The organism is Nonomuraea harbinensis, assembly GCF_019396385.1.
Taxonomy (GTDB): domain Bacteria; phylum Actinomycetota; class Actinomycetes; order Streptosporangiales; family Streptosporangiaceae; genus Nonomuraea; species Nonomuraea ferruginea.
Window position 1 is genome coordinate 111414 of the sequence record NZ_JAHKRN010000017.1, and the last position, 24042, is coordinate 135455.

The following is a 24042-nucleotide window of genomic DNA, read 5'->3' on the forward strand; positions in this document are numbered from 1 at the left end:
CTAGCAACACAGGAGAACAGGATGAAAAGAGCGTTCAGGCGCGCCAAGCGTGGCGTCGCGCTCGCAGGGGCGGCGGTCCTCATGACCTCGTTCCTCGTCGCGTGCGGAGAGAGCGGTGACGGAGGCGGCTCCGGCGCCGCCGAGACCTACACCATCGGCTACGTGGGCGCGCTCACCGGACCGTTCGGCGCGTCCGGCGTGATCGCCCTGAACGGGCTCAAGGCGGGCGTGGACTACGTCAACACGCTCGACGGCCCGAAGTTCGAGCTGGTCAGCAGGGACACGAAGGGAGATCCGAGCGCAGGGGCCAACCTTGCCCGTGAGGTGGCCCAGTCGGGCGTGGGCGCGATCTACGCGGGCACGCAGGACATCGCGGCGATGCAGCCGGTGCTCAACCAGTACCGGGTGCTGGCCGCCGACGCCGGCGGGATCACGGCGATCCTCCCGAAGATCGGGGACGACAAGGAGTTCCCCTGGACCTTCTGCCCGAACCCGGCCTGTGGCCCCAACGGCATCGTGCCGCAGCTCCGGTTCGTCAGCGAGATCGGTGACGGCAAGGTCGGCGAGCTCTCCGACGCGGGCCCGTACGGGGCCGGGATGACGGCACTGACCGAGAGCGTCGTCAAGGAGCAGTTCCCAGACATGGAGATCGTGCGGGAGTCCTTCCCGATCTCGGCGACCAGCGTCACGTCACAGCTGCAGAAGCTCCGTGACGCGGGCGCGGAGACCCTCCTGCTGTGGACCTACGGGGCGCCGCTGGTCATGGTGATGCAGAACCTGGACCGCATGGGCTGGTACCCCTACATCGGCGCGCCTCTGGGCGCCGGCGACCCGTCCGTGGTGGACGCCACGCCCGAAGGGCTCAAGGGCAAGATCGCGGCCGGCGGGATCGCGAAGACCCAGGTCCAGGGGAGCCAGAAGAGCGAGGTGGCCAAGGCGTTCTACGACGGCTACGCCAAGGCCGGCGGAGTCGACATCAACTCCTTCAAGTCCCTCGACACGGTCGGGTCCTACAGCTTCGACTGGGCCGTCGTCCTGCACGCGGCGATCAAGGGAGCCGGCTCCACCGAGCCCGAGAAGGTCAAGGACTGGCTGACCGCCGGCAACACCGTGGAGGGAGCCCAGGGCCCCCTCACCTTCGGCAAGTCGGGTGAGGAGCGGATCGGTCTCAGCCTCGACGACACCACCGTGTACGACCCGTCGCAGCCTTGCAGCGACGGGCAGTGCGCGCCGATGAAGACCCCGTAACCGACACCCTCGCCCGGATGCCCTGACACCAGGGCATCCGGGCGGCCGGCCTCAGCAGATTGGACTGTCATGGACGCACAGCCGGTCCCGTCGGAGCAGACGGTTCACCCCGACCAGTTCAGGCATGTCATCGGGCACTTCCCGACCGGAGTCGCGGTCCTCACCACGGTCGTGGAGGGCGAGGGCCACGGAGCGACGGTGAGCGCCCTGACCTCGCTGTCGATGGAGCCGCCGATGCTCCTGGTGTGCCTCAAGCACACGAGCCGGACACTTTCGGCGATCAAGCGGCGCGGGTCCTTCCTCGTGAACCTCCTCGCGGAGGACCAGGCCCACGTCGCCGCGCACTTCGCCACCCGCGAAGGGGCGAAGATCGCGCCGCCCGATCCCGAGGGGGAGGGCTTGCCCGTCGTCCCCGGGGCTCTCGGCGCGATCGAGTGCGAGGTCGAAAGCATGGTCCGCGGCGGATCCCATCTGGTGATCACCGCGACGGTCCGGCGTGCGGAGGTGTTCGGCGGCCGGCCCCTGACCTACTACCGGGGCCGGTTCGGCGGGTTCGTGCCCGCGCTCACCCTCGTCAAGCCGTCCGACTGACGAGATCCGATTGACGAGAGAGGTTCGCCATGGCGGACGGAAGAAGTTCGATTGGCCCTGCTCTGACCTCGTGAGTTCCGAGCGGCCGGTCCCGTGTGAAGTATTCGGAGGTGCTGGTGAAGGTCGGTGTGTCGGCGTGGTTCGCGAACCTGCCGGAGTTCGAGGAACGGACCAGGGAAGGGCGGTTCGGTCGCTCCTATCCGGTCCCGGACGTCGACCAGTTCCGCCGTGAGATCGCGATGGCCGATCTGGTGGAGCCGCTGGGGTTCGACTCGTTCTGGACGATCGAGCACCATTTCACCCCGTACGGGATGACGGCGAATCCCACGCAGATCCTGTCGTACATCGCGGGGCGCACGAAGCGGATCGATCTGGGCACGATGGTGCTGGTGCTGCCGTGGCACGAGCCGCTGAAGCTGGCGGAGAACCTGGCGATCCTCGACGTCCTGCTCGACGGCCGCAAGCTCAACATCGGCGTCGGGCGCGGCTTCGCGGCCCGCGAGTACAACACCCTGGGCGTGCCGTACGAGGAGTCGCGGGGCCGGATGGCCGAGTGCCTGGAGATCGTGCGGCTCGCGCTGACCCAGGAGTTCTTCTCCTTCGACGGCGAGCACTTCCGGATCCCCCGCACCAGCATCCGGCCGCGCCCGCTCAGCCCGGATCTCACCGAGAACCTGCTGATGACCTGGGCGTCGGTCGAGTCGCTCGAGTTCGCCGCCCACTCCGGGGCCGCCCCGCTCTTCACGAACTACCGCGGGTGGGACACCCTGCGGGAGAACCTCGGCAGGTTCAACGCCCTGCGGACCAGCCACGGCTGGCCGGCCTCGACCTCGGCGATCGCCACCACGGTGCACGTCCACGAGGATGGCGAACGCGCCAGGGAGATCGGCGAGCGCTACTGGCGCCGGACGAGTGCGATGACGATGTGGCACTACGACCGGCTCGCCTCGGAGTACTTCATGCCCGGCGCCACCGAAGAGGAGCGGGAGCGCTACGTGAGAGCGGGCTACGAGGACCAGGCCTCGGCGGGCCTGTTCGGCACCCCCGGCGAGGTGATCGAGCAGATCCGGGAGTTGCAGGAGACGGCCGAGGTGGGCCATCTGATCACCTTGCACAGTTTCGGGGACATGCCCCAGGACACGGTGGAGAGAAGCATGCGGTTGTTCGCGAGAGAAGTCCTGCCCACGATCAAGACCTTCGGCGGCCCGGAGCCGCGGGCGATGCCCTACCGAGCGGTGGTCTCCGATCGAGCGGCGACGTCGCCGGGCTGGGAGGGGAAGGCCTGATGGGAGGCGTCGAGCTGACCCCCGGTGTCCGTTATGACATGCCGGCCGCCTTCGGGCCGTCGGTGGCCCCCGACGTGGAGGAGGGTTTCGACATCCGGGGCTCGGAGATCTTCTTCGAGACCTCGCCCGAGGCGGTCGAAGCCCTGCTGCCGCGCTGGTTCCGCCCGGCTGAGCGGCCCGTGGTCTCGGTGTGCTACCGCCACATGATCCGGATGGGCTGGATGGGCGGCAGGGACTACCGGCTGGTCACCTTCCGGGTCACCACGCACTGCGACGCGGTGGAGGGGTCGCCGGTGAACCCGTACTCCTGGGTGATCTGGGAGTCCGACTGCGCTCCCGTACTGGCCGGGCGGGAGCTCATGGGGTCGCCGAAGCTCTTCGCCGACATCCCCGTGGCGCGGGCCGGCGGGGAGGACCACGAGTTCACCTGTCACGAGTACGAGGCGTTGCTGGTCCGCGGCCGGCTGCACGGGCTGCGGGAGGTCTCGCGCCCGGAGCTCGACGCCGCGCTGGAGCGGATGCGCGAGGCGCGCAGCTACTACTGGAAGTACATCCCGGGTCCGGGCGGCACCGTCGACGCCGACTATCCCGTCGCGATCCGGATGGACATCCCGTACGTCCAGATGTGGAAGGGCGCCGGGGAGCTTGAGCTGAACGTCCCGACCGCGGTGGAGGCGCCCTACTCAAGCAAGATCATGGCGGCTCTGGCGGCGCTGCCCCGGCTCTCGCAGCTCACCGCCTCCAGCTGGCACGCCGTCGACTGCAAGCTGTTCCGCGGTGAGACCCGGCGTCTCGACCTTCCGGCGTAGGGCCGTAGGGCCGTCGGGCCGGCGCGGTCGTGGAGGGATCCTCGCCGGCCCGGAGAGCTGGTTCACGCCTCGACGGTCGACACCTTCGGCATGAGGGCGGCGGTCCAGCCGCCGTCGACGGGGATGTCCGCCCCGCTGACGTACGCGGCGTCCGGGCCGAGAAGGAAGGCCACCACGGCTGCGACGTCCTCCGGGACGCCGACGCGGCCGAGGGGCACCTGCGCGCCGCGCCGCTCCATGACACCCGGCTTCTCAAGCCCGGCACGGGTCATTCCGGTGAACGTGGAACCCGGCGAGACCACGTTGCACCGGATGCCGTCCGGACCCCACTCCCTGGCGATCTGACGGGCCAGCATGCTCACGGCCGCCTTGTTCGAGCAGTACGCCCCTACGTCGGCGGTGGGATGGGTGCCGGAGACGGAGGCGGTCACGACGATGCTCCCCCGCGCCCCGCGGAGCGCCTCGTAGCACTCCTGGGCCAGGCGCAGGCAGGCGCGGGTGTTGATCGAGAAATCCCGGTCCCAGACCTCGGCGCGGACGTCCTTGAGCGGCGCCGGTGAGATCACGCCCGCGTTGCTCACCAGCCCGTCGAGCCCGCCGCCGAGATGGTCCAGGGCGGTGGACACGGCCTGGACCAGGGAAGCGTCCCGGCCCAGGTCCACCTGGACCGCGAGCGCGCCGGGCCCCAGCTCGCGCGCCAGATCATCGACGCCGGACGCGTCGATGTCCAGGAGGGCGATCCGCAGGTCCTCCCCGGCGCGGGCCGCGTCCGAAGCCAGCCTCCGGGCGACCGCGCGTCCGATCCCCGAAGCGGCTCCCGTGACGATGGTCCTCATGGTGGCCCTCCTGTCCAATTCGTGATCGATTGATCAGAACGTAGAGCTTCCACGGAATTCGAGTCAAGTGTCCGCCGCCAGTCAGGCGGCGGTGTGGAGCTGCTTGCTCCAGCCGGTCAGGGCATGTTGACAAAGTCGCCGGCCTCAGTAGATGCTAAGCAAGCGATTAGTTTCTGGATGTCGGGCCATCATGCCGTGCGAGGTCACGTGAAGCGCAGCGTCTACAACTCCGATCACGAGGCGTTCCGGAGTTCGGTTCGTACGTTTCTCGACCGGCACGTGTGGCCGCGCACCGAGCAGTTCATCGACGAGCGGGCGTTCCCGCGCGACCTCTGGATCGAAGCGGGCAAATTGGGCTTTCTGGGGCTGGGAGTCCCCGAGCACTACGGCGGCTCGGAATCGGGCGACTACCGCTACAGCGCCCTGCTCGGCGAGGAGCTCGCCCATGTGTCGGCGGCGCTGGCCTCCTCGCTCAGCATCCACTACGACGTGGTGGCCCCGTACCTGGTGGAACTCGCCGGCGAGACGCAGCGGCGGCGTTGGCTGCCCGGGTTCTGCTCTGGAGAGCTGGTCACGGCGATCGCCATGACCGAGCCGAGCGCCGGATCGGACCTCGCGGCGCTGCGAACCACCGCGGTGCGCGACGGTGACGTCTGGGTGCTCAACGGTGCGAAGACCTTCATCACCAACGGCTGCTCGGCGGATCTGGTGATCGTGGCCGCCAGCACCAGCCCGGCCAGAAAGGCCAGGGGGATCACGCTCTTCGCCGTCGAGGCGGGGACGGACGGGTTCACCCGCGGCCGGAAGCTGGACAAGGTGGGGCAGCCCGAGGCCGACACGGCCGAGCTGTTCTTCGACGACGTCCGCGTGCCGCACGGGAACGTCATCGGCGAGGTCGACGGCGGGTTCGTCCACATGATGGAGCGGCTTCCGCAAGAGCGGCTCAGCGCGGCCGTGTCCAACGTGGCCAACGCCGCGCAGATCCTCCGGGAGACCATCGAGTACGCCAAGGAACGCCGGGCCTTCGGCCGCCCGGTTGGCGCATTCCAGTACAACAAGTTCAGGCTCGCCGAGCTCGTCACCCAGATCGAGGTCTCACAGGCGTACGTTGACCAGGCGATCGCGGCGCACGCCGAGGGGCGGCTGACGGCGGTGGACGCGGCCAAGGCGAAGTGGTGGTCGGCGCACGTGCAGAACGAGGTGATCGACGCCTGCGTCCAGTTGCACGGCGGCTACGGCTACATGAACGAGTACCGCGTGGCGCGTGCCTGGCGGGACGCCCGCGTGACCCCCATCTGGGCCGGCTCCAACGAGATCATGAAGGAGCTCATCGGCCGGGACCTCGGTCTGTGATCCGTGCGCCGGCGCTCGCAGGTATATGAGCAGATGATTAGCTTTGGTAGGTTGGTTTGGTCGCCCCGCGCTGCGGTTTCCTGCGACCGGGAAGACGGTGACTGGATGCCGACGCGCGACCACGGTCTCACGGAGAGTCCGCTCGATCCGCCGGCAGTGGATCTGCCAGGCCTCGACCTCAAGGCGTTCCGGCGGTGGTACGACGCGGAGCGCCCGGACGAGATCGCGGGCCCCCTGAGGGCGAGGATGATCCCGGGTGGGAAGTCGAATCTGACCTACGAGGTCACCGACGGCGTGTCGTGGTGGATCGTGCGGCGCCCTCCGCTGGGACACGTGCAGGACACCGCACACGACATGCGCCGCGAGTACACCGTGATGACCGCGCTGGCCGGAACGGACGTCCCGGTCCCCGAGACCTACGCCCTGTGCTCCGACCCGGAGGTCCTGGGCGTGCGCTTCTACGTGATGCAGCACGTCGCGGGCACCGTCTACCGCGATGCCGCGCAGCTCGAAGAGCTGGGCCCCCGGCCCACCGCCGCCATGGCGCGGCAGATGGTCGGTGTCCTCGCGCGCTTGCACGCGGTGGACCCCGAGCGGGTGGGGCTGGGCGCCTTCGGCCGGCCGGAACGTTTCCTCGCACGCCAGATCCGCCGCTGGGGCGTCCAGCTCGCGGGCTCGGCGTCGCGAGAGCTGCCCGACGCGGATCGCCTGCTCAGCCGTCTCGGCGACGAGATCCCGGACACCGACGACGGACGGGCTTCGGGACTCGTCCACGGTGACTACCGGCTGGACAACCTCCTGATGGACCTCACGGCCGAGCAGCCGGTCCGCGCCGTGGTCGACTGGGAGATGGCCACGCTGGGCGACCCCCTGGCCGATGTCGCGCTGATGCTGGTCTATGACCGCTTGTACCAGGTCGCCGGTGGCGCCACGATCGCCGACTACGGCGCCGCATCCGGATATCCGGGCGCTCGCGAGCAACTGGAGGCGTACGCCGAGGCGGGCGGGCGCGACCTGGCCCCGCTCGGCTTCCACCTGGGCCTGGCCCATCTCAAGCTCGCGGTCATCCTGGAGGGCATCCATTACCGGCATCTGCGGGGGCAGACCCTGGGGCAGGGATTCGACCAGGTGGGCGAGGCGGTCCGGCCGCTGCTCGCCGCCGGACTGGCCGCACTCGACGGCCGCTCCGGCTGATCTCCGGCGCGCCCGGCCGGGGAGGGCGCGCCGGCCGGCTCCCTCACACGCGTTCGAGCACGAACACCGGGATGAGCCGCTCCGTACGCCGCTGGTACTCCTCGTACGGGGGATAGGCCGCGGTGGCGACGTCCCACCATTCACCGCGCTCCTCCCCGGACAGCAGCCGGGCGCGGTAGGCGGCCCGGTGGGGGCCGTCCTGGAGCTCCACCTCGGGGCAGGCGAGCAGGTTGTGGTACCAGAGCGGGTTCTCGGGGGCTCCGCCCAGTGACGCGACCGCCGCGTAGGCGCCATCGCGCTCGACCCGGATGACGGGGGTCTTGCGTAGCTTGCCGGACTTCGCGCCCACCGACGTGATCACCACGATCGGCCAGTCTTGCTCCCCGATGGTGCCGCCCCTCGCGCCGCCGGACGCCTCGTACTCGGCGACCTGCTCGCGGACGTTGGCCTTCGGGCTGGCTGCGTAGTCCCCTTCCAGTGCCACGGGCTTCTCCTCGGTTGACGGTTCGGCCGCACGCTCGTTAGCGTACGCATCATCTAAGCAACTGCTTACAAAAAACGCAATCAGGAGGTGCGGCTGTGGGCGGCAGCGAACGCTTCGCCGGCAAGGTGGCGGTGGTGACCGGAGCCAGCCGCGGCATCGGCCTGGCGATCGCGCGGCGCATCGTGACCGAGGGCGGCCGGGTGTGCGTCACCGGCCGCCGCGAGGCTGGGCTGGCCGAAGCGGTGGCCCTGCTCGGCGGCCCCGGTCACGCGTTCCACAGCGCCGGCGCCTCCGACGACGAGGACCACCAGGCGCAGACCGTCCGGAAGGTCGTGGACCGGTTCGGCCGGATCGACGTGCTGGTCAACAACACGGGCGTCAATCCCGCGTATGGGCCGCTCTTCGACGCGGAGCGGAGCGCGCTGCGCAAGATCATGGAAGTGAACGTCATCGCCGCGCTGTCTTGGGCGCGCCTGGCCTGCCGGACCGCGAGCTGCGGCGTCATCGTGAACGTGGCCTCGGCCGCGGGGCTGCGACCGGCGGACAAGATCGGCTTCTATGGCACGAGCAAGGCCGCACTCATGCACCTGACCCGGCAACTGGCCGCCGAGCTGGCACCGGACGTGCGCGTGAACGCGGTCGCCCCGGCCGTCGTGCGCACCAGGTTCGCCGGGGCCCTCATCGACGGCAAGGAGCAGGCTCTGGCCGGGACGTATCCGCTGGGCCGGCTGGGCGAGCCGGAGGACGTGGCGGCCGCGGTCGCCTTCCTGGCCTCGGACGACGCCTCCTGGGTCACGGGCCAGACCCTGGTCGTGGACGGCGGGCTGACGCTGACGGGCGGTATCTGAAGACCACGCTGACCACGAGGAGAGGTTGATCTGGTGGCCATCGATCTGGCTCATGAGCCGCACATCGTGGATCTGGCCGCACCTCCGGCGGCGACATCCTGCTCGGCCGGTTCCTGCGTGAGGTGCGCCCGTTCCGCATCTACGACGGGCCGTCGGAGACGCACCGGTGGGCCATCGCTTGCCGCGCGCTGCGCCGGAACGCCCAGACATCACCGCGGCCCGCGGTGCCGACCCTGATGCGTGACAGGTGCCGCGTCCTCCGCCGTCCCGCTAGCGGCCGGGCTCGGATCCTCGCCCTTTCTCGCGTGGTCGGCTCGCTGGGGTGCGGGCGATCCGGGTGCTTCTGCTCGTCGCCTGACCCGCTAGCTGAGCACCCGGCCCACCATCCGCGCGTACATCCGCCCCGGGCTGGGAGAGGACGTGAGGAAGCCCGGCAGCATCGGCAGCGCCACCGCGAACGGTTCCAGCAACCGGTAGAGCTCGTCGGCGTCGGCGGGCCGGTCGCCCGGCTGCTTCTCCAGCAGCCGGGCCAGGAGGGCGCCCAGCCCGGCGGGAAGCCCGGGGATGGCCGGTGGCCGCTCCTTCACCTGCTTCTCGAACACCACGTAGTCGGTCGGCCCGGTGAACAGCTGCCTGCCCGTCAGCATCTCGTGCAGGACGCAGCCCAGGGAGTAGAGGTCGCTGCGGGGCTCGGCGACGCCGTGCTGGATCTGCTCCGGGGCCATGTAGGCGGGCGTGCCCAGGATCTGCCCGATCCGGGTGAAGGTCGTCACGTCGGCGTCCCGGAGCATGGCCAGGCCGAAGTCGAGCACCTTGACGCTGCCGTCGGGGCAGAGCATGAGGTTGGTCGGCTTGAGGTCGCGGTGACAGATCGACAGCGCGTGCGCGGCCGTCAGGACGGCGCAGGCCTGCGCGGCGATGGCGGCGGCCCACGGCACCGGCAGCGGCCCGTGCTCGCTCACCACGTCGGCCACCGTGACGCCCTCGATGAACTGCATCACCTGGTAGAGCCGCTGCTCGTGGGTGCCGAAGTCATAGAGGACGGGGGCGCCCGGGTGTTCGAGCCGGGCCAGGATGCGCGCCTCGCGGGTGAAGCGGAGCTCCAGCTCCTGATCGGGGCCGCTGGGCAGGCGCAGCAGCTTGACCGCGACCTTGCGATCGAGGTGGCGGTCGTGGCCCGCGTAGACGGCGCCCATGCCGCCCTGGCCGAGAGGAAGATCGTCGAGCACATAGCGGTCGCCGATGACCATATGCCCCCCTCCCGCGCCCTTCCGGGGAAAAACTACACCGTCAGGACTGTGGGTGCAGGTGGCCGTCGGTGAGCCCGTCGAGACCCAGCCGGATCAGCGTCTGGCCCAGCTCCGACGTCTCCCGCAGCGCGTCTTCGAGCACCGCGAGCTGCCGGAACGCCTCACCGTACGGGCGCTGCTCCTTGAGCGAGAGCCGCGGCAGGCGGGTGCGCCGCACGTCGAACCTGCTGGAGCCGGTGGACGCGCGGCTGCCGGCCGCGCGCAGGAAGCCCGCCAGGAAGTCGGGGTCGAGCCTGCGGGCGTCGACGCGGTAGAGCGTCAGTTGCGGGCCGAGCACGCCGCCGCCGTCGGAGATCACCCGTACGGAGGAGTAGGAGGCGACCACGTCACCCGGCTGGATCGGGACCAGACCCCGCTGGCTGATGGTGCGGCCGGACGGGGGAGCCCCGGCGGACAGGTCGTCGGCGGTCAGCACCGGGAGGTCGCCGTCGCCGACGGCCATCCTGGGCGGGGCCTGCGAGACCGCCACCAGGCCCTCCTTGATCAGGTCGCCGACCGTGGTGGCGGGCTGGTCGAGCGGCTGCTCCAGCACCTTGAGGTCGGGCGGCGTGGTCGCGGCCGCCAGGAACCGGTCGCGGGTCTCGGCGAACGCCCGGCCCACGTTCTCCCGCCGCTGGTGGCGGGCCGGGGTCATGTCGACCTCGTCGGCCAGCAGGTCGATGATGCGTACGGTCTGGCCGGAGCCGTCGCGCAGGTAGGCGCGCCAGGCCGGCTCCACGACGGACGGGTCGGCGGCGGCGTCGAGGATCAGCACGTCGGACGGCGGCCGCTCGCCCGTGGCCGGGCGGCGTAGCAGCCACAGGTCGCAGCCGGGCAGGGCCACCACGGCACGCAGCGCACCGGCGCGCAGCAGGTTGGCGCGGATGCGCCGGCCGGCCTTGCGGCTCGCGGCGGCGGGCGGCATGAGGATCGCGACCAGGCCGCCCGGCTTGACGTGGGTCAGGCAGTGTTGCACCCAGGCCAGCTCGGGCTCGCCGCGCGGCGGCAGGCCGTACTCCCACCGGGGGTCGCCGACCAGTTCCTCGTAACCCCAGGCGCGCTCGTTGAACGGCGGGTCGCAGACGACCGCGTCGGCCTTCTCGCCGGCGAACGCGTCGTGCCGCATGGCGTCGCCGGACGTGATCGTGGCGTCGGCGTCGCGCAGCCGCAGGCGCGCGGCCGCGATCGCGGCGGAGCTCTCGCTCAGCTCCTGCCCGAGCAGCCGCCGCGTCACCGCCCCGCCCCCGCCGGCGGCGTGGAGCAGGAGGGTGCCGACGCCGCAGGCGGGGTCGAGGACGGTGGGGGCGTCGCCGACGAGGGCGACCATCAGGCCGGCGATGTCGTCGCGGGTGACGGAGAGCTGCCGGGAGTGGGCCTCCAGATAGCGCTCGACGAGGAACTCGTAGGCGGTCAGCGCCCCGTGGCGCTCGGCCAGCTCCGACACCGGCTCCGCCTGCTCGGGCCCGAGGTCGCTGTCGCCCGAGGTCAGCAGGGCGCCGGCCTGGGCCACCACCTCGCCGAGTCGCAAATCTCCCGCGGTTTTCAGGCGTTGCCACGCACGGTCCGCCACCGACAACTGGTAGGACTTCCCGTAGCGGCGCAGCCACGCCTCCACTTGCGGCAGCGAGAAGAGGGGTTGATTGGCCGTGCCGCCTATGGGCAAGGGGAAGTCGTCGTGGCGGCGGCGCCAGTTGCTGACGGCGGCACGCCCGACACCGGCGAGCCGGGCGATGTCCCCGGCGTTCAGGGTCGGGTCGTGGCTCATGGGGCCACCATAGTTCAATGGAGTCTTCAGCGCATCTGCTTGTGAAGTCTTTCAACCAGTGATTTACTGCGGGGTATGAAGCACAACATCCGCTATGCCGCCGGATCAGATGTGGGCCGCCGCCGGGAGCAGAATGAGGATTCCGGATACGCGAGTGGCCGGTTGCTCGTGGTGGCTGACGGGATGGGCGGACACGCGGCCGGCGAGCTGGCGAGCGCGGCGGCGATCGCCGTCATGCGCGAGCTCGACGCCACGCTTCCCGAGACGGGGTGCGACCTGGAGTCGGCGCTCGACGGCGCGGTCCGCGAGGCCGGGCGCAGGCTGGTCGAGCTGGCCGAGATCGACCCCGCGCGCAGGGGCATGGGCACGACGGTGACCGCGATGTTGTTCGACGGCTTCCGGTTCTCGCTGGCCCACCTGGGTGATTCTCGCGGATACCTGCTTCGCGACGGCGCTCTTTACCAGATGACCAAGGACCACACGCTCGTCCAGTCGATGGTCGACGAGGGGCGCATCACCGAAGACCAGGCCGCGGTCCACCCGCGCCGCTCGATGGTGCTGCGCGTGCTGGGCAGCGAGGGCAGGGCTGACGCCGACCTGGCGCTGCGTGAGGCCGACCCCGACGATCGCTACCTCCTCTGCTCCGACGGGCTCACGACGGTGCTCGGGCCCGAGGTCCTGCACGAGGTGCTGACCACGGTGGCAGACCCGGCGGCGGCCGTCCAGCGGTTGATCGATCTGGCCAACGAGGGAGGCTCGCCGGACAACGTGACCGTCATCGTGGCGGATGTGGTCGCCCCCGGCGCGGGAGACGACCAGATCTACCGCGTGGGCGCGGGCGCGTAACACCACCGGTCCCACCTGCCTCTGGTCTCACTTCCGCACCACAACCGAAATATCGGCTCATAGCTTGACACTTTCCGGGTGTCACGCGCACATCCGAGATGCCGCGATTACAGTCCATCGTGATCTGCCACGCCTCTGGGGGGAGTCGAGCTGGACCCGATCGCGGATAAGTTACTCAAAACGGTCCGAAAGGAACTCGGGTACCGGGAGAAGGGCGGCCAGCACACCAAGTTCGGCCACTGGTACGCCGAGCGCGTCCAGGACCCCCAGTACAAGGACGCGCCGTGGTGTGACATGTTCATCGCCTGGGCCGCCGACAAGGCAGGCATCGGCGAGTACGTCGGCCAGTTCGCCTGGACACCGTCCCATGCCGTCTGGTTCATCGAGCAGGGCGCCTGGACGAAGAAGCCCGAACCCGGGGCGCTGGTCTTCTTCGACTGGCGGGGCGGCAAGAGCTACAAGGGTGTCGACCACGTCGGCATCGTCGAACGGGTCGAAGGCGGCAAGATCCACACCATCGAGGCGAACGTCGACCGCGTGTGGCTCAAGCGCAAGGTCCGCGACACCGACAAGGTCGTGGGCTACGGCCTGCCGCGGGTCGTCCAGGCCAACGCCGAGCGGACGGAGATCCGGGAGACCGAGCACCCGTTCCCGTTACGCGAGCGGGCCGACAAGCCAGGGAGCAACCCGCTCGACCTGATCGGCACGCCGGTGGCCCTGCTGCTCCTCATCGTGGTCACCACCGTGGTGATCGCCTTCCGCCTCGCGGGCCGTCGCCGCGGCCATCATCGTCACGGTCCGTGGAACGAGCCATCGGCCCAGCCGGAGATCGAGCGGATCGGACCCCAGTACGTCATGCGGAGCCCGGTGCCCACCCAGCCCGGGCCGCCGCCGAGGGAGTCGGTGGCCGCGGGCGCGCCCCGTCGCCGCCGTCCCTACGACCCCCAGCCCTGACCCTCAGGACTCCAGGGAGATGACGACCTTGACGTGGTCGCCCTTCTCGAAGGCCGCCTCGTACTCCTTCAGCGGGAGGCGGCGGGTGATGAGGGCGTCCAGCCAGGAACGGTCCGCTTCCTGAAGGGCCTTCGCGGCGTCCCGGTAGTGGCGCAGGTTGGCGTTGACGGTGCCGAAGACGACGTCGTTCTCCAGCACGATGTCGCGGTTGATCTGCCCCGCGTCCGCCCGCAGGTGCCGTCCGCCGCTGGAGACGCCGGTCAGGCAGACGATGCCGGCCGCCGCCGTGTTGAGCATGGACTCGAAGACGAGTGACCCGGAGCCGGTCGCCTCGATGATGACGTCGGGCCGGTAGCCGCCGACCGCGTCCAGGCTGCTGCCCGAGTGGTAGGTGGCGCCCAGGCCGGTGACCAGCTCGGGCTTGAGCCCGCTCTCCGCCCGGTCCAGGACGTGCACCTCCAGCCCGCGCTGCTTGCTGAGCAGCGCCGCCAGCAGCCCGATGGGCCCGGCCCCGGTGACGAGCACCCTCTCCGGCTGGAACCAGGCCCGCGAGCCGATCCGCTCGATGTGCTCCCACGCCTTGGCGAGCACGGACGTGGGCTCGACCAGCACGCCGAGCACTCCCAGCGCCGGGTCCACCTTGACCGCGTAACCGGCCTCGACCGTCCACTGCTCGCTGCCGTAGCCGTCGCGTTCCTTGATGCCGCGCTCGGTGTACTCGCCGTTGCGGCACATGTCGAACTCGCCCCTGGCGCAGGCTCCGCAGGGCACCGGGTCGGGCCGGCGCACCACGCCCACCACCAGGTCGCCGGGGGAGAACGCGGACCCCTCCGGCGCCTCCAGCACCCGCCCCAGCGACTCGTGCCCGAGGATCATCGGCTCGTCTCCCGGGAAGCCGTACTCGCCCGAGACGAGCTCCCTGTCGGTCCCGCAGATGCCCAGCGCCAGGCCCTGGACAAGCAGCTCGCCCGGCTTCGGCCGGGGATCGGGAACCTCCGTGACGCCGAGCGTGCCCTGCTTGCCCGGCACCAAAGTCATCGCACGCATGAGGCACCCCTACCCAGGGAAGCCTGGGAAATAGTAGGACGTCCTAGTATCTTCATGACAGGGCCACTGACGAAGGAGTGAGCAGGCGTGCATGTACCCGTGCATCCCGTACGTTTCGTGACGGCGGCGGCGTTGTTCGACGGTCACGACGCGGCGATCAACATCATGCGGCGCATCCTCCAGACCCAGGGGGCCGAGGTCATCCATCTCGGGCACAACCGCTCGGTGGAGGAGATCGTCGACGCCGCGATCCAGGAGGACGTCCAGGGCGTGGCGATCAGCTCCTACCAGGGCGGCCACGTGGAGTTCTTCACCTACCTGGTGGACCTGCTGCGCGAGCGCGGCGCGGGCCACATCAGGGTGTACGGGGGCGGCGGCGGGGTGATCGTGCCCGAGGAGATCGAGCTGCTCCACTCCCGGGGCGTCGCGCGGGTCTTCTCGCCCGAGGACGGCCAGCGGCTGGGCCTGCCCGGGATGATCAACAAGTTGGTCGAGGAGTGCGACGTCGAGCTGGAGGGCGTGCCCTCGGTGGAGGCCGTGGTCTCCGGCGACCAGGCGGCCCTGGCCCGCGCGATCACCCTCATCGAGTCGGGACGGGCCCCGGCGGAGCTGGTCGAAGGACTGCGCGCGGCCCGCAGGAACGCCCCGGTGCTGGGCATCACGGGCACCGGCGGGTCGGGCAAGTCCTCGCTCACCGACGAGCTGGTCCGCCGGTTCCGGGTGGACAACGACGACAAGCTGCGCATCGCGGTCATCGCCATCGACCCGACGCGCAGGCGGGGCGGCGGCGCGCTGCTCGGCGACCGGATCAGGATGAACAGCCTGAGCCCGCAGACCTACTTCCGCTCGCTCGCCACCAGGGGCGCGCCCAGCGAGGTGCCCGCCTGCCTGGACGACGTGATCACCGCCTGCCGGGCCGCCGGGCACGACCTGGTCGTGGTGGAGACGCCCGGCATCGGCCAGGGCGACGCCGGCATCGTCCCGCACGTGGACGTGCCGATCTACGTGATGACGCCGGAGTTCGGCGCCGCCTCCCAGCTGGAGAAGATCGACATGCTCGACTTCGCCGAGGCCGTGGTGATCAACAAGTTCGAGCGGCGCGGGGCCGAGGACGCGCTGCGCGACGTGCGCCGTCAGATGGTGCGCAACCGGGAGGCGTTCGGCGTCAGGCCCGAGGACATGCCGGTGTTCGGCACGATCGCGGCCCGCTACAACGACGCCGGCGTCACCGCCCTCTACCACCACCTCAAGGACCTGCTGGCGGAGAAGGGCCTGCAGGCGGGCCCCGGCCTGCTGGCGCCCGTCCAGGGCCGTACCTCGCAAGCGTCCGCGGCCATCGTGCCGCCGTCGCGGGTGCGCTACCTGGCCGAGATCGCCGAGAGCGTGCGCGCGTACCACGAGGAGACCCGCGCGCAGGCCGAGGTGGCGCGCCGCCGCCAGCAGCTGGAGGCGGTGCGGGCGCTGCTCGGCGAGGAGGACGAGCGGCTGGCGAGGCTGAGCGAGCAGGCCGGGCGGGAGCTGACCGAGGAGAGCCGGGCGCTGCTGGACGACTGGCCCGAGACCAGGGCCCGCTACAGCGCGGACGAGCTGGTCGTACGGGTGCGCGACCGGGAGATCCACACCCCGCTCTGGCGCGAGACCCTGTCCGGCAACCGCGTCCCCCGGGTCGCGCTGCCCCGCTTCGAGGACCACGGCGAGCTGCTGCGCTGGCTGCGCGCCGAGAACCTGCCGGGCCGGTTCCCGTTCACCGCGGGCGTGTTCCCGTTCAAGCGGGACGACGAGGACCCGACGCGGATGTTCGCGGGCGAGGGCGACCCGTTCCGCACCAACCGGCGCTTCAAGCTGCTGTCGGAGGGCCAGCCGGCGACCCGGCTGTCGACCGCGTTCGACTCGGTGACGCTCTACGGGAACGACCCGGACCTCCGGCCCGACATTTACGGAAAAGTCGGGACGTCGGGGGTGTCGATCGCGACGCTCGACGACATGAAGGTCCTGTACGACGGCTTCGACCTGTCGTCACCCAGCACCTCCGTGTCGATGACCATCAACGGCCCCGCGCCGACGATCCTGGCCTTCTTCCTCAACACCGCCGTCGACCAGGCGCTCGACCGCTTCCGCGAGGAGCACGGCCGCGAGCCGTCGGCGGAGGAGGCGGGCGAGCTCCGCGCCCGCACGCTGGCCACCGTGCGCGGCACCGTGCAGGCCGACATCCTCAAGGAGGACCAGGGCCAGAACACCTGCATCTTCTCCACCGAGTTCAGCCTGCGGATGATGGCCGACATCCAGGAATGGTTCATCCGCAACCGGGTCCGCAACTTCTACTCGGTGTCGATCTCCGGCTACCACATCGCCGAGGCCGGCGCCAACCCGATCAGCCAGCTCGCCTTCACCCTGGCCAACGGCTTCACCTACGTGGAGGCGTACCTGGCAAGGGGCATGGACGTGGACGACTTCGCGCCCAACCTGTCGTTCTTCTTCTCCAACGGCATGGACCCCGAGTACAGCGTGCTCGGCCGGGTGGCCCGGCGCATCTGGGCGGTCGCCATGCGGGAGAGGTACGGCGCGGGGGAGCGGTCGCAGAAGCTCAAGTACCACATCCAGACCTCCGGCCGGTCGCTGCACGCGCAGGAGATGAACTTCAACGACATCCGCACCACCCTGCAGGCCCTGATCGCCGTCTACGACCACTGCAACAGCCTGCACACCAACGCCTTCGACGAGGCCGTCACCACCCCGTCGGCCGACTCGGTGCGCCGGGCGATGGCGATCCAGCTCATCATCAACCGCGAGTGGGGCCTGGCGCGCAACGAGAACCCGCTGCAGGGCTCGTTCGTCATCGACGAGCTGACCGACCTGGTGGAGGAGGCGGTGCTGAGCGAGTTCGAGCGGCTGTCCGACCGGGGCGGCGTGCTCGGCGCGATGGAGACCGGCTACCAGCGCGGCAAGATCCAGGACGAGTCGATGCTGTACGAGACGCGCAAGCACGACGGGTCACTGCCGATCATCGGGGTCAACACGTTCCGCAACGGCGACGACCACGTCCCGCACAAGCTGGAGCTGGCCCGGGGGACCGAGGAGGAGAAGCGCTCGCAGCTGGATCGGCTGACCGCCTTCCAGGAGCGGCACCGCGACGAGGCCCCGGCGGCGCTGGCCCGGCTGCGCGAGGTGGCGATGTCCGACGGAAACGCCTTCGAGGTGCTCATGGACGCGGCCCGCGTGTGCACGCTGGGCCAGATCACCGAGGCGCTCTTCGAGGCGGGCGGGCAGTACCGCCGCAACGTCTAGTTCCTGCGGGCGACGCCGCACAGGCCCAGCGAGGAGGAGGGGTCGTCGACGAAGTCGATGGTGTCCTCCTCGGTGGGCCGCCACTCGGGCAGCCACACCAGCCCGGGTTCCAGCAGCTCGAAGCCCTCGAACAGGGCCGCGATGCCGGCGCGGTCGCGCAGCACGAGCGGCGAGGTGGCCCGGCTGTAGACCTCGGTGCCGTCCTCGACGGCGTCCGGCCGGGAGTCGCTGGTGCCGTGGCTCAGGACCAGATAGCTGCCCGGGGCCATCGCGTCGCGCAGCGTCCTGATGATCTCGCGCGGGTTCTCGGACTCCTGGACGAAGTGCATGATCGCGACCAGCAGGACGGCGACGGGCTCCCGGAAGTCGATGATCCTCCGTACCTCCGGGTGGTCGAGGATCTCCTTGGGATTGCGCACGTCGCCCTGGACGGCGGCGTTGTCCTGGCCGTCGAGCATCATCCTGGCGTGCACCAGGACCACCGGGTCCAGATCGACGTAGACCACCCTGGAGCCGTCGGCCACCTCGTGCACGGCTCCCTGGCTGGGCAGGCCGGTGCCGATGTCGAGGAACTGCCGGACGCCCAGACCGGTCAGGTGGCGTACGGCCCTGCCGAGGAACGCCCGGTTGGCCCGCGCGGCCAGCTTCGCCTCGGGCACGATGCGGAGAATCTGCTCGGCCGCCTCCCGGTCAGCCGGGAAATGGTCTTTTCCGCCCAGGTAGTAGTCGTACATCCGGGCGACGTTGGGCGTGTTCGGATCGAACTCCATGGACGCTGACTCCAACCGGCTGCCCCCCAGGTCCGGAGATGAGAATATCTTTCCAAGATTCTATGCGCCAGTAATGTGATTTGTGGGGAAGATGTCTGGTTTGAAAAGCGAGAATTCCGCCCTCCGAGACGACACCGGAGTTCCCGTCCAGATACCGGAGACGGTTTCCGGCATCGTCTCTCTCGTGCCGTCGCTGACCGAGTCGGTGGCCGCCACCCTGCCCGGCGCCCTGACCGGCGCCACCGACTGGTGCACGCACCCGGCGGACCTGGACGTGACCAGGATCGGGGGCACCAAGAACCCGGACCTGGAGGCCATCCGGCGGCTGCGCCCCGACGTCGTGCTGGCCAACGCCGAGGAGAACCGCGCCCCCGACATCGAGGCGCTGCGCGCGGCCGGCGTGCCCGTCTGGGTGACCAGGATCGAGACCCTCGACCAGGCCTTCACCTCACTGGCCCGCATGTTCACCGGCGCCTGCCGCACAGCCGTCCCCGCCTGGCTGGCCGAGGCCGGAGAGGTCTGGCGGGAGCCGTACCGCGGCCCGCGGCGCACGGCGGTCATCCCGATCTGGCGCCGCCCCTGGATGGTCGTCGGCCGCGACACCTTCACCGGCGACGTGCTGGCCCGGCTCGGGGTGCGCAACCTGTACGCGGACCACCCCGAGCGCTATCCCAGGATCCCGCTCCCCGAGCTCGCCGGCGCCGCCCCCGACCTGGTGGTGCTGCCGGACGAGCCGTACGCCTTCGGCGACACCGACGGCCCCGAGTCGTTCCCCGGCCTGCGCTGCGTGCCGGTCAGCGGCCGGCTGCTCACCTGGTACGGGCCCTCCCTCACGGAGGCCAGGGCGGAGCTGGAGCGGGCGCTCAGGTGACGGCGCCGGACCGCGCGGCCAGCGCGGCGTCCACGGCCCGCGGCGACAGCACGTGCTCCATGACGATCACCGCGGTGCCCACGATGCCCGCCCGGTCGCCCAGCGAGCTGGTGACGATGTCCAGGTTGCGGGTCGTGTACGGCAGGCTCCTGCGGTAGACGCTCTCCCTGATGCCCGTCAGGTAGTGTTCGCCGGTCTCGGCCATGTCGCCGGCCAGCACCAGCACGCCGGGGTTCAGCAGGCTGACCGCGGTGGCCAGCACGACGCCCAGCGTCCGCCCGCCCTCCTGGACGCGCGCGATGGCCGCAGGGTCACCGCTGTGCACCAGCCGCACCACGTCACGGCTGGTGTCGCGGCCCAGGTCGGTGGCGATGGCGTGGCCGCTGGCCAGCGAGGCCACGCAGCCGCGCGAGCCGCACGTGCACACCCGGTCGTCGGACTCCGACAGCCGGACGTGGCCCAGGTTGCCGGCCGCCTCCTCGACGCCCCGGTAGACCCGGCCGTCCAGCACGATGCCGGTGCCGATCCCGGTGGACACCTTGACCAGGACGAGCGACGCGCAGCCGCGCCAGGACGACCACCACTCGCCCAGCGCCATCGCGTTGGCGTCGTTCTCCACCAGGACAGGCACCTCGAACTCCGCCCGCAGCGCCTCGCTGATCGGATGGTCGTCCCAGCCGGGCATCAGGAACGACCTGATCATCCGCCCCGAGGCGTGGTCGACCGAGCCGGGCAGGTTGAGCCCGATGCCGCAGACCTGGCCGGCGGGGCGGCCGGTGCGGTCGAGCAGCCGCCGGAACGCCTGCCGCACCCACGTGAGCACCGCCTCCGGACCCCGCGCGATGCGCATCTCGATGTGCTCCTCGGCCATCGGCCGGGCCGCGAGGTCGGTCAGCGCGACCCGGGCGTGACTGGCGCCGAGGTCGGCCACCAGCGCCAGCCGGCTGGTGGCGTCGATGTCGAGCACCGAGGGCGGCCGCCCGCCCCCGGAGGTCGCGACGCCGGACTCGTGGATGTATCCGGCCTCGATCAGCCGGTCGACCCGGTCGGTGACGGTCGACCGGGACAGGCCGGTGACCTCGATCAGTTCCTTACGGGTGCGGCAGGTGCGGTCGCGGATGAGCTGGAGGACCTGCCCCGCCGTCAGCATGGGTCTATCCCTTCTCCGCTCCCGCCGTGAGCCCCTCCGTCAGGAGCCGCTCACTGGCGAAGAAAATGATCACGATGGGCAGTGTCAGAACCACCGATCCTGCCATGAGCACCGTCGTCGGGATCTCGATACTGCCCGCCAGCTGTGAGAGCCCGAGTGAGACGGTCCAGCTGTCCCGCTTCTCCACCAGGAAGAGCAGGGCGAACAGGAACTCGTTCCAGGCGATCATGAACACGTAGAGGCCGGTCGCCATGAGCGCGGGCTTGGACAGCGGCAGCACCACCCGCCAGATGGTCGACAGGCGGCCGCAGCCGTCGATCGCGGCCGCCTCCTCCACGCTCTGCGGCACGGTCTCGAAGTAGTTGCGCAGCATGTATACCGTGACGGGCACGGTCTGCGCGATGTAAACCAGGATCAGGCCGACGAGCGACCCCCGCAGCCCGAGCATGGTGAACAGCACGAACAGCGGAATGGCCAGCACGATGGCCGGGAAAAGATAGACCGCCAGAAACAGGAAATGCACCTGGCGGCGCCCGAAGAACTCCAGCCGGGCCACCGCGTACGCGCCGGGAATTGAGATCAGCAGGGTCACCGCCACCGACGCGACGGCGACGATCGCGCTGTTGCGCATGAAGGTCAGGAACCCCTGCCGGTCCAGGACGTCCGCGTACGTGTCGAAGGTGAAGCTCCGCGGCCAGAGCGAGCCGGGCTCCAGGATCAGCTCCTGGATGTCCCGGAACGACAGCATGACCATGTAGTAGAAGGGGAACGCGGTGGCCAGGAAGAGCACCGCGATCACCACCGGCCGCAGCACCCTGAACAGCGCCCGCTCGAACCTATCCCTGCTCACCGCGTTCACCTCCGCCGAAGAACCTGAGATAGACGACGAGGAACACGACCAGCACGACCGCGAGCACGATCGCCTGGGCGGCCGAGGCGCCGATGTCGTCGCGGGCGGTCAGGAAGTTGTAGACCCGCACGCTGACCACCTCGGTGCCGGCGCCGCCCCCGGTCAGCAGGTAGACGTCGTCGAACTTGGTGAACGTGAACACGAACCGCAGCACCGACAGCAGCGCGATGATCCGCCACAGCTGCGGCAGGATCACGTAGCGGAAGCGCTGGGTCGGCGTGGCCCCGTCGACCACCGCCGCCTCCTCCAGCTCCGACGGCAGCGCCTGGATCCTGGCCAGGATGAACAGGAAGGCGAACGGGAAGTAGCGCCACGCCTCGAAGGCGATCACCGTGAGCAGCGCCACCGGCACCTCGACGCCCAGGAAGGTGCCCCGGGCCTGGGTGAGGAAGGCGATCGGCTCCTCCAGCCAGGTGTTGACGATCCCGTACTGCGGGTTGAGCATCGTCTCCCACAGGAACGCCACCGCCACGACCGGCGCCACGTACGGGATCAGGATCGAGGCCCGCACCACCGTGCGGCCCCTGAACCGGCCGCGCAGCGCCAGCGCCGCGACCAGCCCGATCACGATCGACAGCGCCGTGCCCGCCACCGTGTAGACGAGCGTGTTGACCAGGGCCGACCAGAACCCCGGCTCGGCGAGCACGTACGCGAAGTTGTCCAGCGTGTAGTCGCCGAAGAGCCCGGACTGGCGGATGTTGATCAGCCGGACGTCCTGGAACGCCAGCATGATCGCCCACAGCAGCGGCACGACCACCACGACCAGCGTGATGACCAGGGTGGGCGAGATGAGCGCCAGCCCGGCCCTGCCCTCCTGCTCCGGCAGGGTCCGCCCGCGCCTCACTCGCGGATCCCGCGCTTGATGGTCTCGACCTCCCGTGCGGCCTGGGCGGCGGCCTGCTGAGGAGTGATCGATCCGGCCACGACCGCGCTCAGCGCGGTGGGCACGGGCAGCTCGCCCATCACGGCGCCGACCAGCTTGCCCTGGCCCTGCGGGATGCCCCACCGGTCGAACGTCTCGGGGCTGGTGCGCAGCGCTTCGAGCACCTCGGGCGGGTAGACGTCGCCCAGCGGCTTCTTGGTGTCGACGCCGGCCTCCAGCGCCTCCCACTTCTCCGCGTAGCCCTGACGGGTGGGGAACTTGCCCTCCGGCGCCATCCCGAGCCACCGCTCGTAGCCCTCGTTCATCATGTACGAGACGAACCTGCTCGACGGGTCCGTCTTGGCGTCACGCATGATCGCCCACGAGACGATCTCGCCGTACTGCGCGGGCGCGCTCCCGTCGGGCCCCTTCAGCGCGGTCACGACGCCGGTGTTCTCGGCCAGCCACTCGGGGTTCTCCCGGCACTGCGCGCAGCTCGGCAGCGCGTCCTTGCGCAGCCCCGCCAGCTCGTCGAGGATGAACGACGACCAGATGGTCATGGCCGCCTTGCCGGAGAAGTAGGTGGCCCTGGTGGAGTCGACGTCCTGGGTGCCCTTGACCGAGTAGTTCTTCGCCAGGTTCGTGTAGAACTCGAAGGCCTTCACGCACTGCGGCGAGCCGAGCGTGACCTTCCCCGCGTCGTCCACCAGCTCGCAGCCGTTGGCCAGCGCCACGTGCTCGAAGCTCTGCGCGGTGAAGGAGTCCTTCGGCGCCACGGCGAGCGTGATGCCCGCGACGCCGCCGGTGTTCAGCTTGGCCGCGGCCGCCTCCAGCGCCTCGTAGGTGTCGGGCGGTCGAAGGCCGGCCTTCTCGAACAGGTCCTTGCGGTAGAGGATGAGCTGGGCCCAGCCGTCGCTGGGCACCGCGAGCAGCTTGCCGTCGCCGGTGTCGAGCTCCAGCGCGCGGGCCGAGAACGTGTCGCGGCCGAGCTGGTCGACGATCTTGCCAGGGGTCTCGGTGTCGAGGAGGTCGTTGGCCTCCAGCTCACGGACGGACGCCAGGGGCAGCGCCCCGATCACGTCGGGCAGGTCGCCCGCCGCCGCGGCCGAGGTGACGACCTGGCTGAACTGGTCCTCGGCGATGCCCACGAGCTCGACCTGGATGCCGGTCCGCTGGGTGAACTCCTTGACGATCTGTTGTTGCACGGCCATCCGGTCCTCGAGGTTCTCCTCGGTCCAGACCGTGATCCGGTTGCCGGCTTCCTGTTCGTTGCCGCCGCCGCAGGCCGCCAGGCAGGTCGCCGACAGCAACGCGACGGAGAGGACGGCGGTTACCTTCTTCGGCATGACGCGCTCCTCTGGATGGGGATATGCGGCCACTTACCCTCTGATCAGGTCGCGCAACGCAGCGGAGGCGTTTCCGCACCTCCCGCCGCACCGGGCGCTGACCACGACCGTCCCTTCCGCCGCCCGCGGTTGGTACTCACGGCCCGGCGAACCGTAAAGGGAGGGTCTGCGCAGGGCGAAATTCTCGTATCCATCAGACGCGGCAGACGACGCCGAAAGGATCAATCTGATCGGATTTCGGTCATCGAGGCGAAGTGGTTCCGGCTGGTACCAGCGGCCGGGACCCTCTCTGGAGCTG

The 24042-nt window shown here is 70.2% G+C and carries 21 protein-coding genes; 11 read left to right on the forward strand and 10 right to left on the reverse strand.

Annotated elements, in window-relative coordinates; translation table 11 throughout:
• Positions 1 to 21: 21 nt before the first annotated feature.
• The 4 genes from KME79_RS19520 to KME79_RS19535 all read left to right on the forward strand — a co-directional run bounded on the left by KME79_RS19520 (position 22) and on the right by KME79_RS19535 (position 3934).
• On the forward strand, positions 22 to 1248 hold the full coding sequence (locus KME79_RS19520) for an ABC transporter substrate-binding protein (RefSeq protein WP_219545655.1): 1227 nt from the start codon (positions 22 to 24) through the stop codon (positions 1246 to 1248).
• A gap of 69 nt (positions 1249 to 1317) precedes the next feature.
• Positions 1318 to 1839: a flavin reductase family protein gene (locus tag KME79_RS19525; protein ID WP_219545656.1), complete on the forward strand. Its 522-nt coding sequence runs from the start codon at positions 1318 to 1320 to the stop codon at positions 1837 to 1839.
• A gap of 116 nt (positions 1840 to 1955) precedes the next feature.
• Complete coding sequence (locus tag KME79_RS19530; protein WP_219545657.1) at positions 1956 to 3125, forward strand: LLM class flavin-dependent oxidoreductase; 1170 nt, start codon at positions 1956 to 1958, stop codon at positions 3123 to 3125.
• Complete coding sequence (locus KME79_RS19535; RefSeq protein WP_219545658.1) at positions 3125 to 3934, forward strand: acetoacetate decarboxylase family protein; 810 nt, start codon at positions 3125 to 3127, stop codon at positions 3932 to 3934. Before KME79_RS19530 ends, KME79_RS19535 begins: the two co-directional genes overlap by 1 nt.
• 62 nt (positions 3935 to 3996) lie before the next feature.
• Here the strand turns inward: KME79_RS19535 and KME79_RS19540 are convergent, their stop codons facing one another.
• A complete protein-coding gene (locus KME79_RS19540; RefSeq protein WP_219545659.1) occupies positions 3997 to 4770 on the reverse strand; it encodes an SDR family NAD(P)-dependent oxidoreductase in 774 nt (257 codons plus the stop codon).
• A 207-nt stretch (positions 4771 to 4977) separates the two neighbouring features.
• Between KME79_RS19540 and KME79_RS19545 the strand changes: the two genes are divergently transcribed.
• Together KME79_RS19545 and KME79_RS19550 are read left to right on the forward strand one after the other, a co-directional pair.
• Entirely contained in the window at positions 4978 to 6123 is a 1146-nt protein-coding gene (locus KME79_RS19545; protein WP_308248979.1) for an acyl-CoA dehydrogenase family protein, read from the forward strand.
• A 156-nt stretch (positions 6124 to 6279) separates the two neighbouring features.
• Positions 6280 to 7317, forward strand: coding sequence for a phosphotransferase family protein (locus KME79_RS19550; protein ID WP_308248978.1), 1038 nt, complete (start codon positions 6280 to 6282; stop codon positions 7315 to 7317).
• Between the two features lie 43 nt (positions 7318 to 7360).
• Here the strand turns inward: KME79_RS19550 and KME79_RS19555 are convergent, their stop codons facing one another.
• Entirely contained in the window at positions 7361 to 7801 is a 441-nt protein-coding gene (locus KME79_RS19555; protein ID WP_219545662.1) for a nitroreductase family deazaflavin-dependent oxidoreductase, read from the reverse strand.
• A 95-nt stretch (positions 7802 to 7896) separates the two neighbouring features.
• Between KME79_RS19555 and KME79_RS19560 the strand changes: the two genes are divergently transcribed.
• Positions 7897 to 8649 carry an SDR family oxidoreductase gene (locus tag KME79_RS19560; protein ID WP_219545663.1) on the forward strand — a complete coding sequence of 251 codons (753 nt, stop codon included), beginning with the start codon at positions 7897 to 7899 and terminating at the stop codon, positions 8647 to 8649.
• Positions 8650 to 9011: 362 nt separating this feature from the next.
• Here KME79_RS19560 and KME79_RS19565 read toward each other — a convergent pair whose 3' ends face one another.
• Together KME79_RS19565 and KME79_RS19570 are read right to left on the reverse strand one after the other, a co-directional pair.
• Positions 9012 to 9899, reverse strand: coding sequence for a serine/threonine-protein kinase (locus KME79_RS19565; RefSeq protein ID WP_148033972.1), 888 nt, complete (start codon positions 9897 to 9899; stop codon positions 9012 to 9014).
• Positions 9900 to 9939: 40 nt separating this feature from the next.
• On the reverse strand, positions 9940 to 11703 hold the full coding sequence (locus tag KME79_RS19570) for an HsdM family class I SAM-dependent methyltransferase (RefSeq protein WP_219545664.1): 1764 nt from the start codon (positions 11701 to 11703) through the stop codon (positions 9940 to 9942).
• A 75-nt stretch (positions 11704 to 11778) separates the two neighbouring features.
• Here KME79_RS19570 and KME79_RS19575 point away from each other — a divergent pair, with 75 nt between their 5' ends.
• Both KME79_RS19575 and KME79_RS19580 read left to right on the forward strand, forming a co-directional pair.
• Positions 11779 to 12549 (forward strand): PP2C family protein-serine/threonine phosphatase, encoded by a 771-nt coding sequence (locus KME79_RS19575; protein WP_148033970.1) that lies wholly within the window; start codon positions 11779 to 11781, stop codon positions 12547 to 12549.
• A gap of 159 nt (positions 12550 to 12708) precedes the next feature.
• Positions 12709 to 13503 (forward strand): CHAP domain-containing protein, encoded by a 795-nt coding sequence (locus KME79_RS19580; RefSeq protein WP_308248980.1) that lies wholly within the window; start codon positions 12709 to 12711, stop codon positions 13501 to 13503.
• 3 nt (positions 13504 to 13506) lie between these two features.
• Here the strand turns inward: KME79_RS19580 and KME79_RS19585 are convergent, their stop codons facing one another.
• Positions 13507 to 14550, reverse strand: coding sequence for a glucose 1-dehydrogenase (locus KME79_RS19585; protein WP_219545666.1), 1044 nt, complete (start codon positions 14548 to 14550; stop codon positions 13507 to 13509).
• Between the two features lie 87 nt (positions 14551 to 14637).
• Between KME79_RS19585 and icmF the strand changes: the two genes are divergently transcribed.
• Positions 14638 to 17835, forward strand: coding sequence for a fused isobutyryl-CoA mutase/GTPase IcmF (gene icmF / locus KME79_RS19590; RefSeq protein ID WP_219545667.1), 3198 nt, complete (start codon positions 14638 to 14640; stop codon positions 17833 to 17835).
• Here the strand turns inward: icmF and KME79_RS19595 are convergent.
• The gene (locus KME79_RS19595) at positions 17832 to 18605 is read right to left on the reverse strand and encodes an SAM-dependent methyltransferase (protein ID WP_219545668.1); all 774 of its coding nucleotides are present in this window, start codon (positions 18603 to 18605) and stop codon (positions 17832 to 17834) included. The two genes, icmF and KME79_RS19595, sit on opposite strands and share 4 nt — an antisense overlap.
• Positions 18606 to 18696: 91 nt before the next feature.
• Between KME79_RS19595 and KME79_RS19600 the strand changes: the two genes are divergently transcribed.
• Positions 18697 to 19476, forward strand: coding sequence for a helical backbone metal receptor (locus tag KME79_RS19600; RefSeq protein WP_219545669.1), 780 nt, complete (start codon positions 18697 to 18699; stop codon positions 19474 to 19476).
• Here KME79_RS19600 and KME79_RS19605 read toward each other — a convergent pair.
• Genes KME79_RS19605 through KME79_RS19620 form a run of 4 tightly spaced genes read right to left on the reverse strand, consistent with a single transcriptional unit; the run spans position 19469 to position 23744 of the window.
• Positions 19469 to 20626, reverse strand: coding sequence for an ROK family transcriptional regulator (locus KME79_RS19605; RefSeq protein ID WP_219545670.1), 1158 nt, complete (start codon positions 20624 to 20626; stop codon positions 19469 to 19471). The two genes, KME79_RS19600 and KME79_RS19605, sit on opposite strands and share 8 nt — an antisense overlap.
• 4 nt (positions 20627 to 20630) lie before the next feature.
• Positions 20631 to 21476 (reverse strand): carbohydrate ABC transporter permease, encoded by an 846-nt coding sequence (locus tag KME79_RS19610; protein WP_261808811.1) that lies wholly within the window; start codon positions 21474 to 21476, stop codon positions 20631 to 20633.
• Positions 21463 to 22380 (reverse strand): carbohydrate ABC transporter permease, encoded by a 918-nt coding sequence (locus KME79_RS19615; RefSeq protein WP_219545671.1) that lies wholly within the window; start codon positions 22378 to 22380, stop codon positions 21463 to 21465. The genes KME79_RS19610 and KME79_RS19615 overlap by 14 nt, the downstream gene beginning before the upstream one ends.
• Positions 22377 to 23744, reverse strand: a complete 1368-nt coding sequence (locus tag KME79_RS19620) for an ABC transporter substrate-binding protein (protein WP_219545672.1) — start codon at positions 23742 to 23744, stop codon at positions 22377 to 22379. Before KME79_RS19620 ends, KME79_RS19615 begins: the two co-directional genes overlap by 4 nt.
• Positions 23745 to 24042 lie beyond the last annotated feature (298 nt).

Excerpts from the sequence above, each read along its gene's own strand:
- KME79_RS19540 (WP_219545659.1), bottom strand. The coding sequence starts at position 4,770 with ATGAGGACCATCGTCACGGGAGCCGCTTCGGGGATCGGACGCGCGGTC.
- KME79_RS19570 (WP_219545664.1), bottom strand. The coding sequence starts at position 11,703 with ATGAGCCACGACCCGACCCTGAACGCCGGGGACATCGCCCGGCTCGCC.
- KME79_RS19575 (WP_148033970.1), top strand. The coding sequence starts at position 11,779 with ATGAAGCACAACATCCGCTATGCCGCCGGATCAGATGTGGGCCGCCGC.
- KME79_RS19585 (WP_219545666.1), bottom strand. The coding sequence starts at position 14,550 with ATGCGTGCGATGACTTTGGTGCCGGGCAAGCAGGGCACGCTCGGCGTC.
- KME79_RS19520 (WP_219545655.1), top strand. The coding sequence starts at position 22 with ATGAAAAGAGCGTTCAGGCGCGCCAAGCGTGGCGTCGCGCTCGCAGGG.
- KME79_RS19600 (WP_219545669.1), top strand. The coding sequence starts at position 18,697 with ATGTCTGGTTTGAAAAGCGAGAATTCCGCCCTCCGAGACGACACCGGA.
- KME79_RS19525 (WP_219545656.1), top strand. The coding sequence starts at position 1,318 with ATGGACGCACAGCCGGTCCCGTCGGAGCAGACGGTTCACCCCGACCAG.
- KME79_RS19605 (WP_219545670.1), bottom strand. The coding sequence starts at position 20,626 with ATGCTGACGGCGGGGCAGGTCCTCCAGCTCATCCGCGACCGCACCTGC.
- KME79_RS19595 (WP_219545668.1), bottom strand. The coding sequence starts at position 18,605 with ATGGAGTTCGATCCGAACACGCCCAACGTCGCCCGGATGTACGACTAC.
- KME79_RS19565 (WP_148033972.1), bottom strand. The coding sequence starts at position 9,899 with ATGGTCATCGGCGACCGCTATGTGCTCGACGATCTTCCTCTCGGCCAG.
- KME79_RS19620 (WP_219545672.1), bottom strand. The coding sequence starts at position 23,744 with ATGCCGAAGAAGGTAACCGCCGTCCTCTCCGTCGCGTTGCTGTCGGCG.
- KME79_RS19535 (WP_219545658.1), top strand. The coding sequence starts at position 3,125 with ATGGGAGGCGTCGAGCTGACCCCCGGTGTCCGTTATGACATGCCGGCC.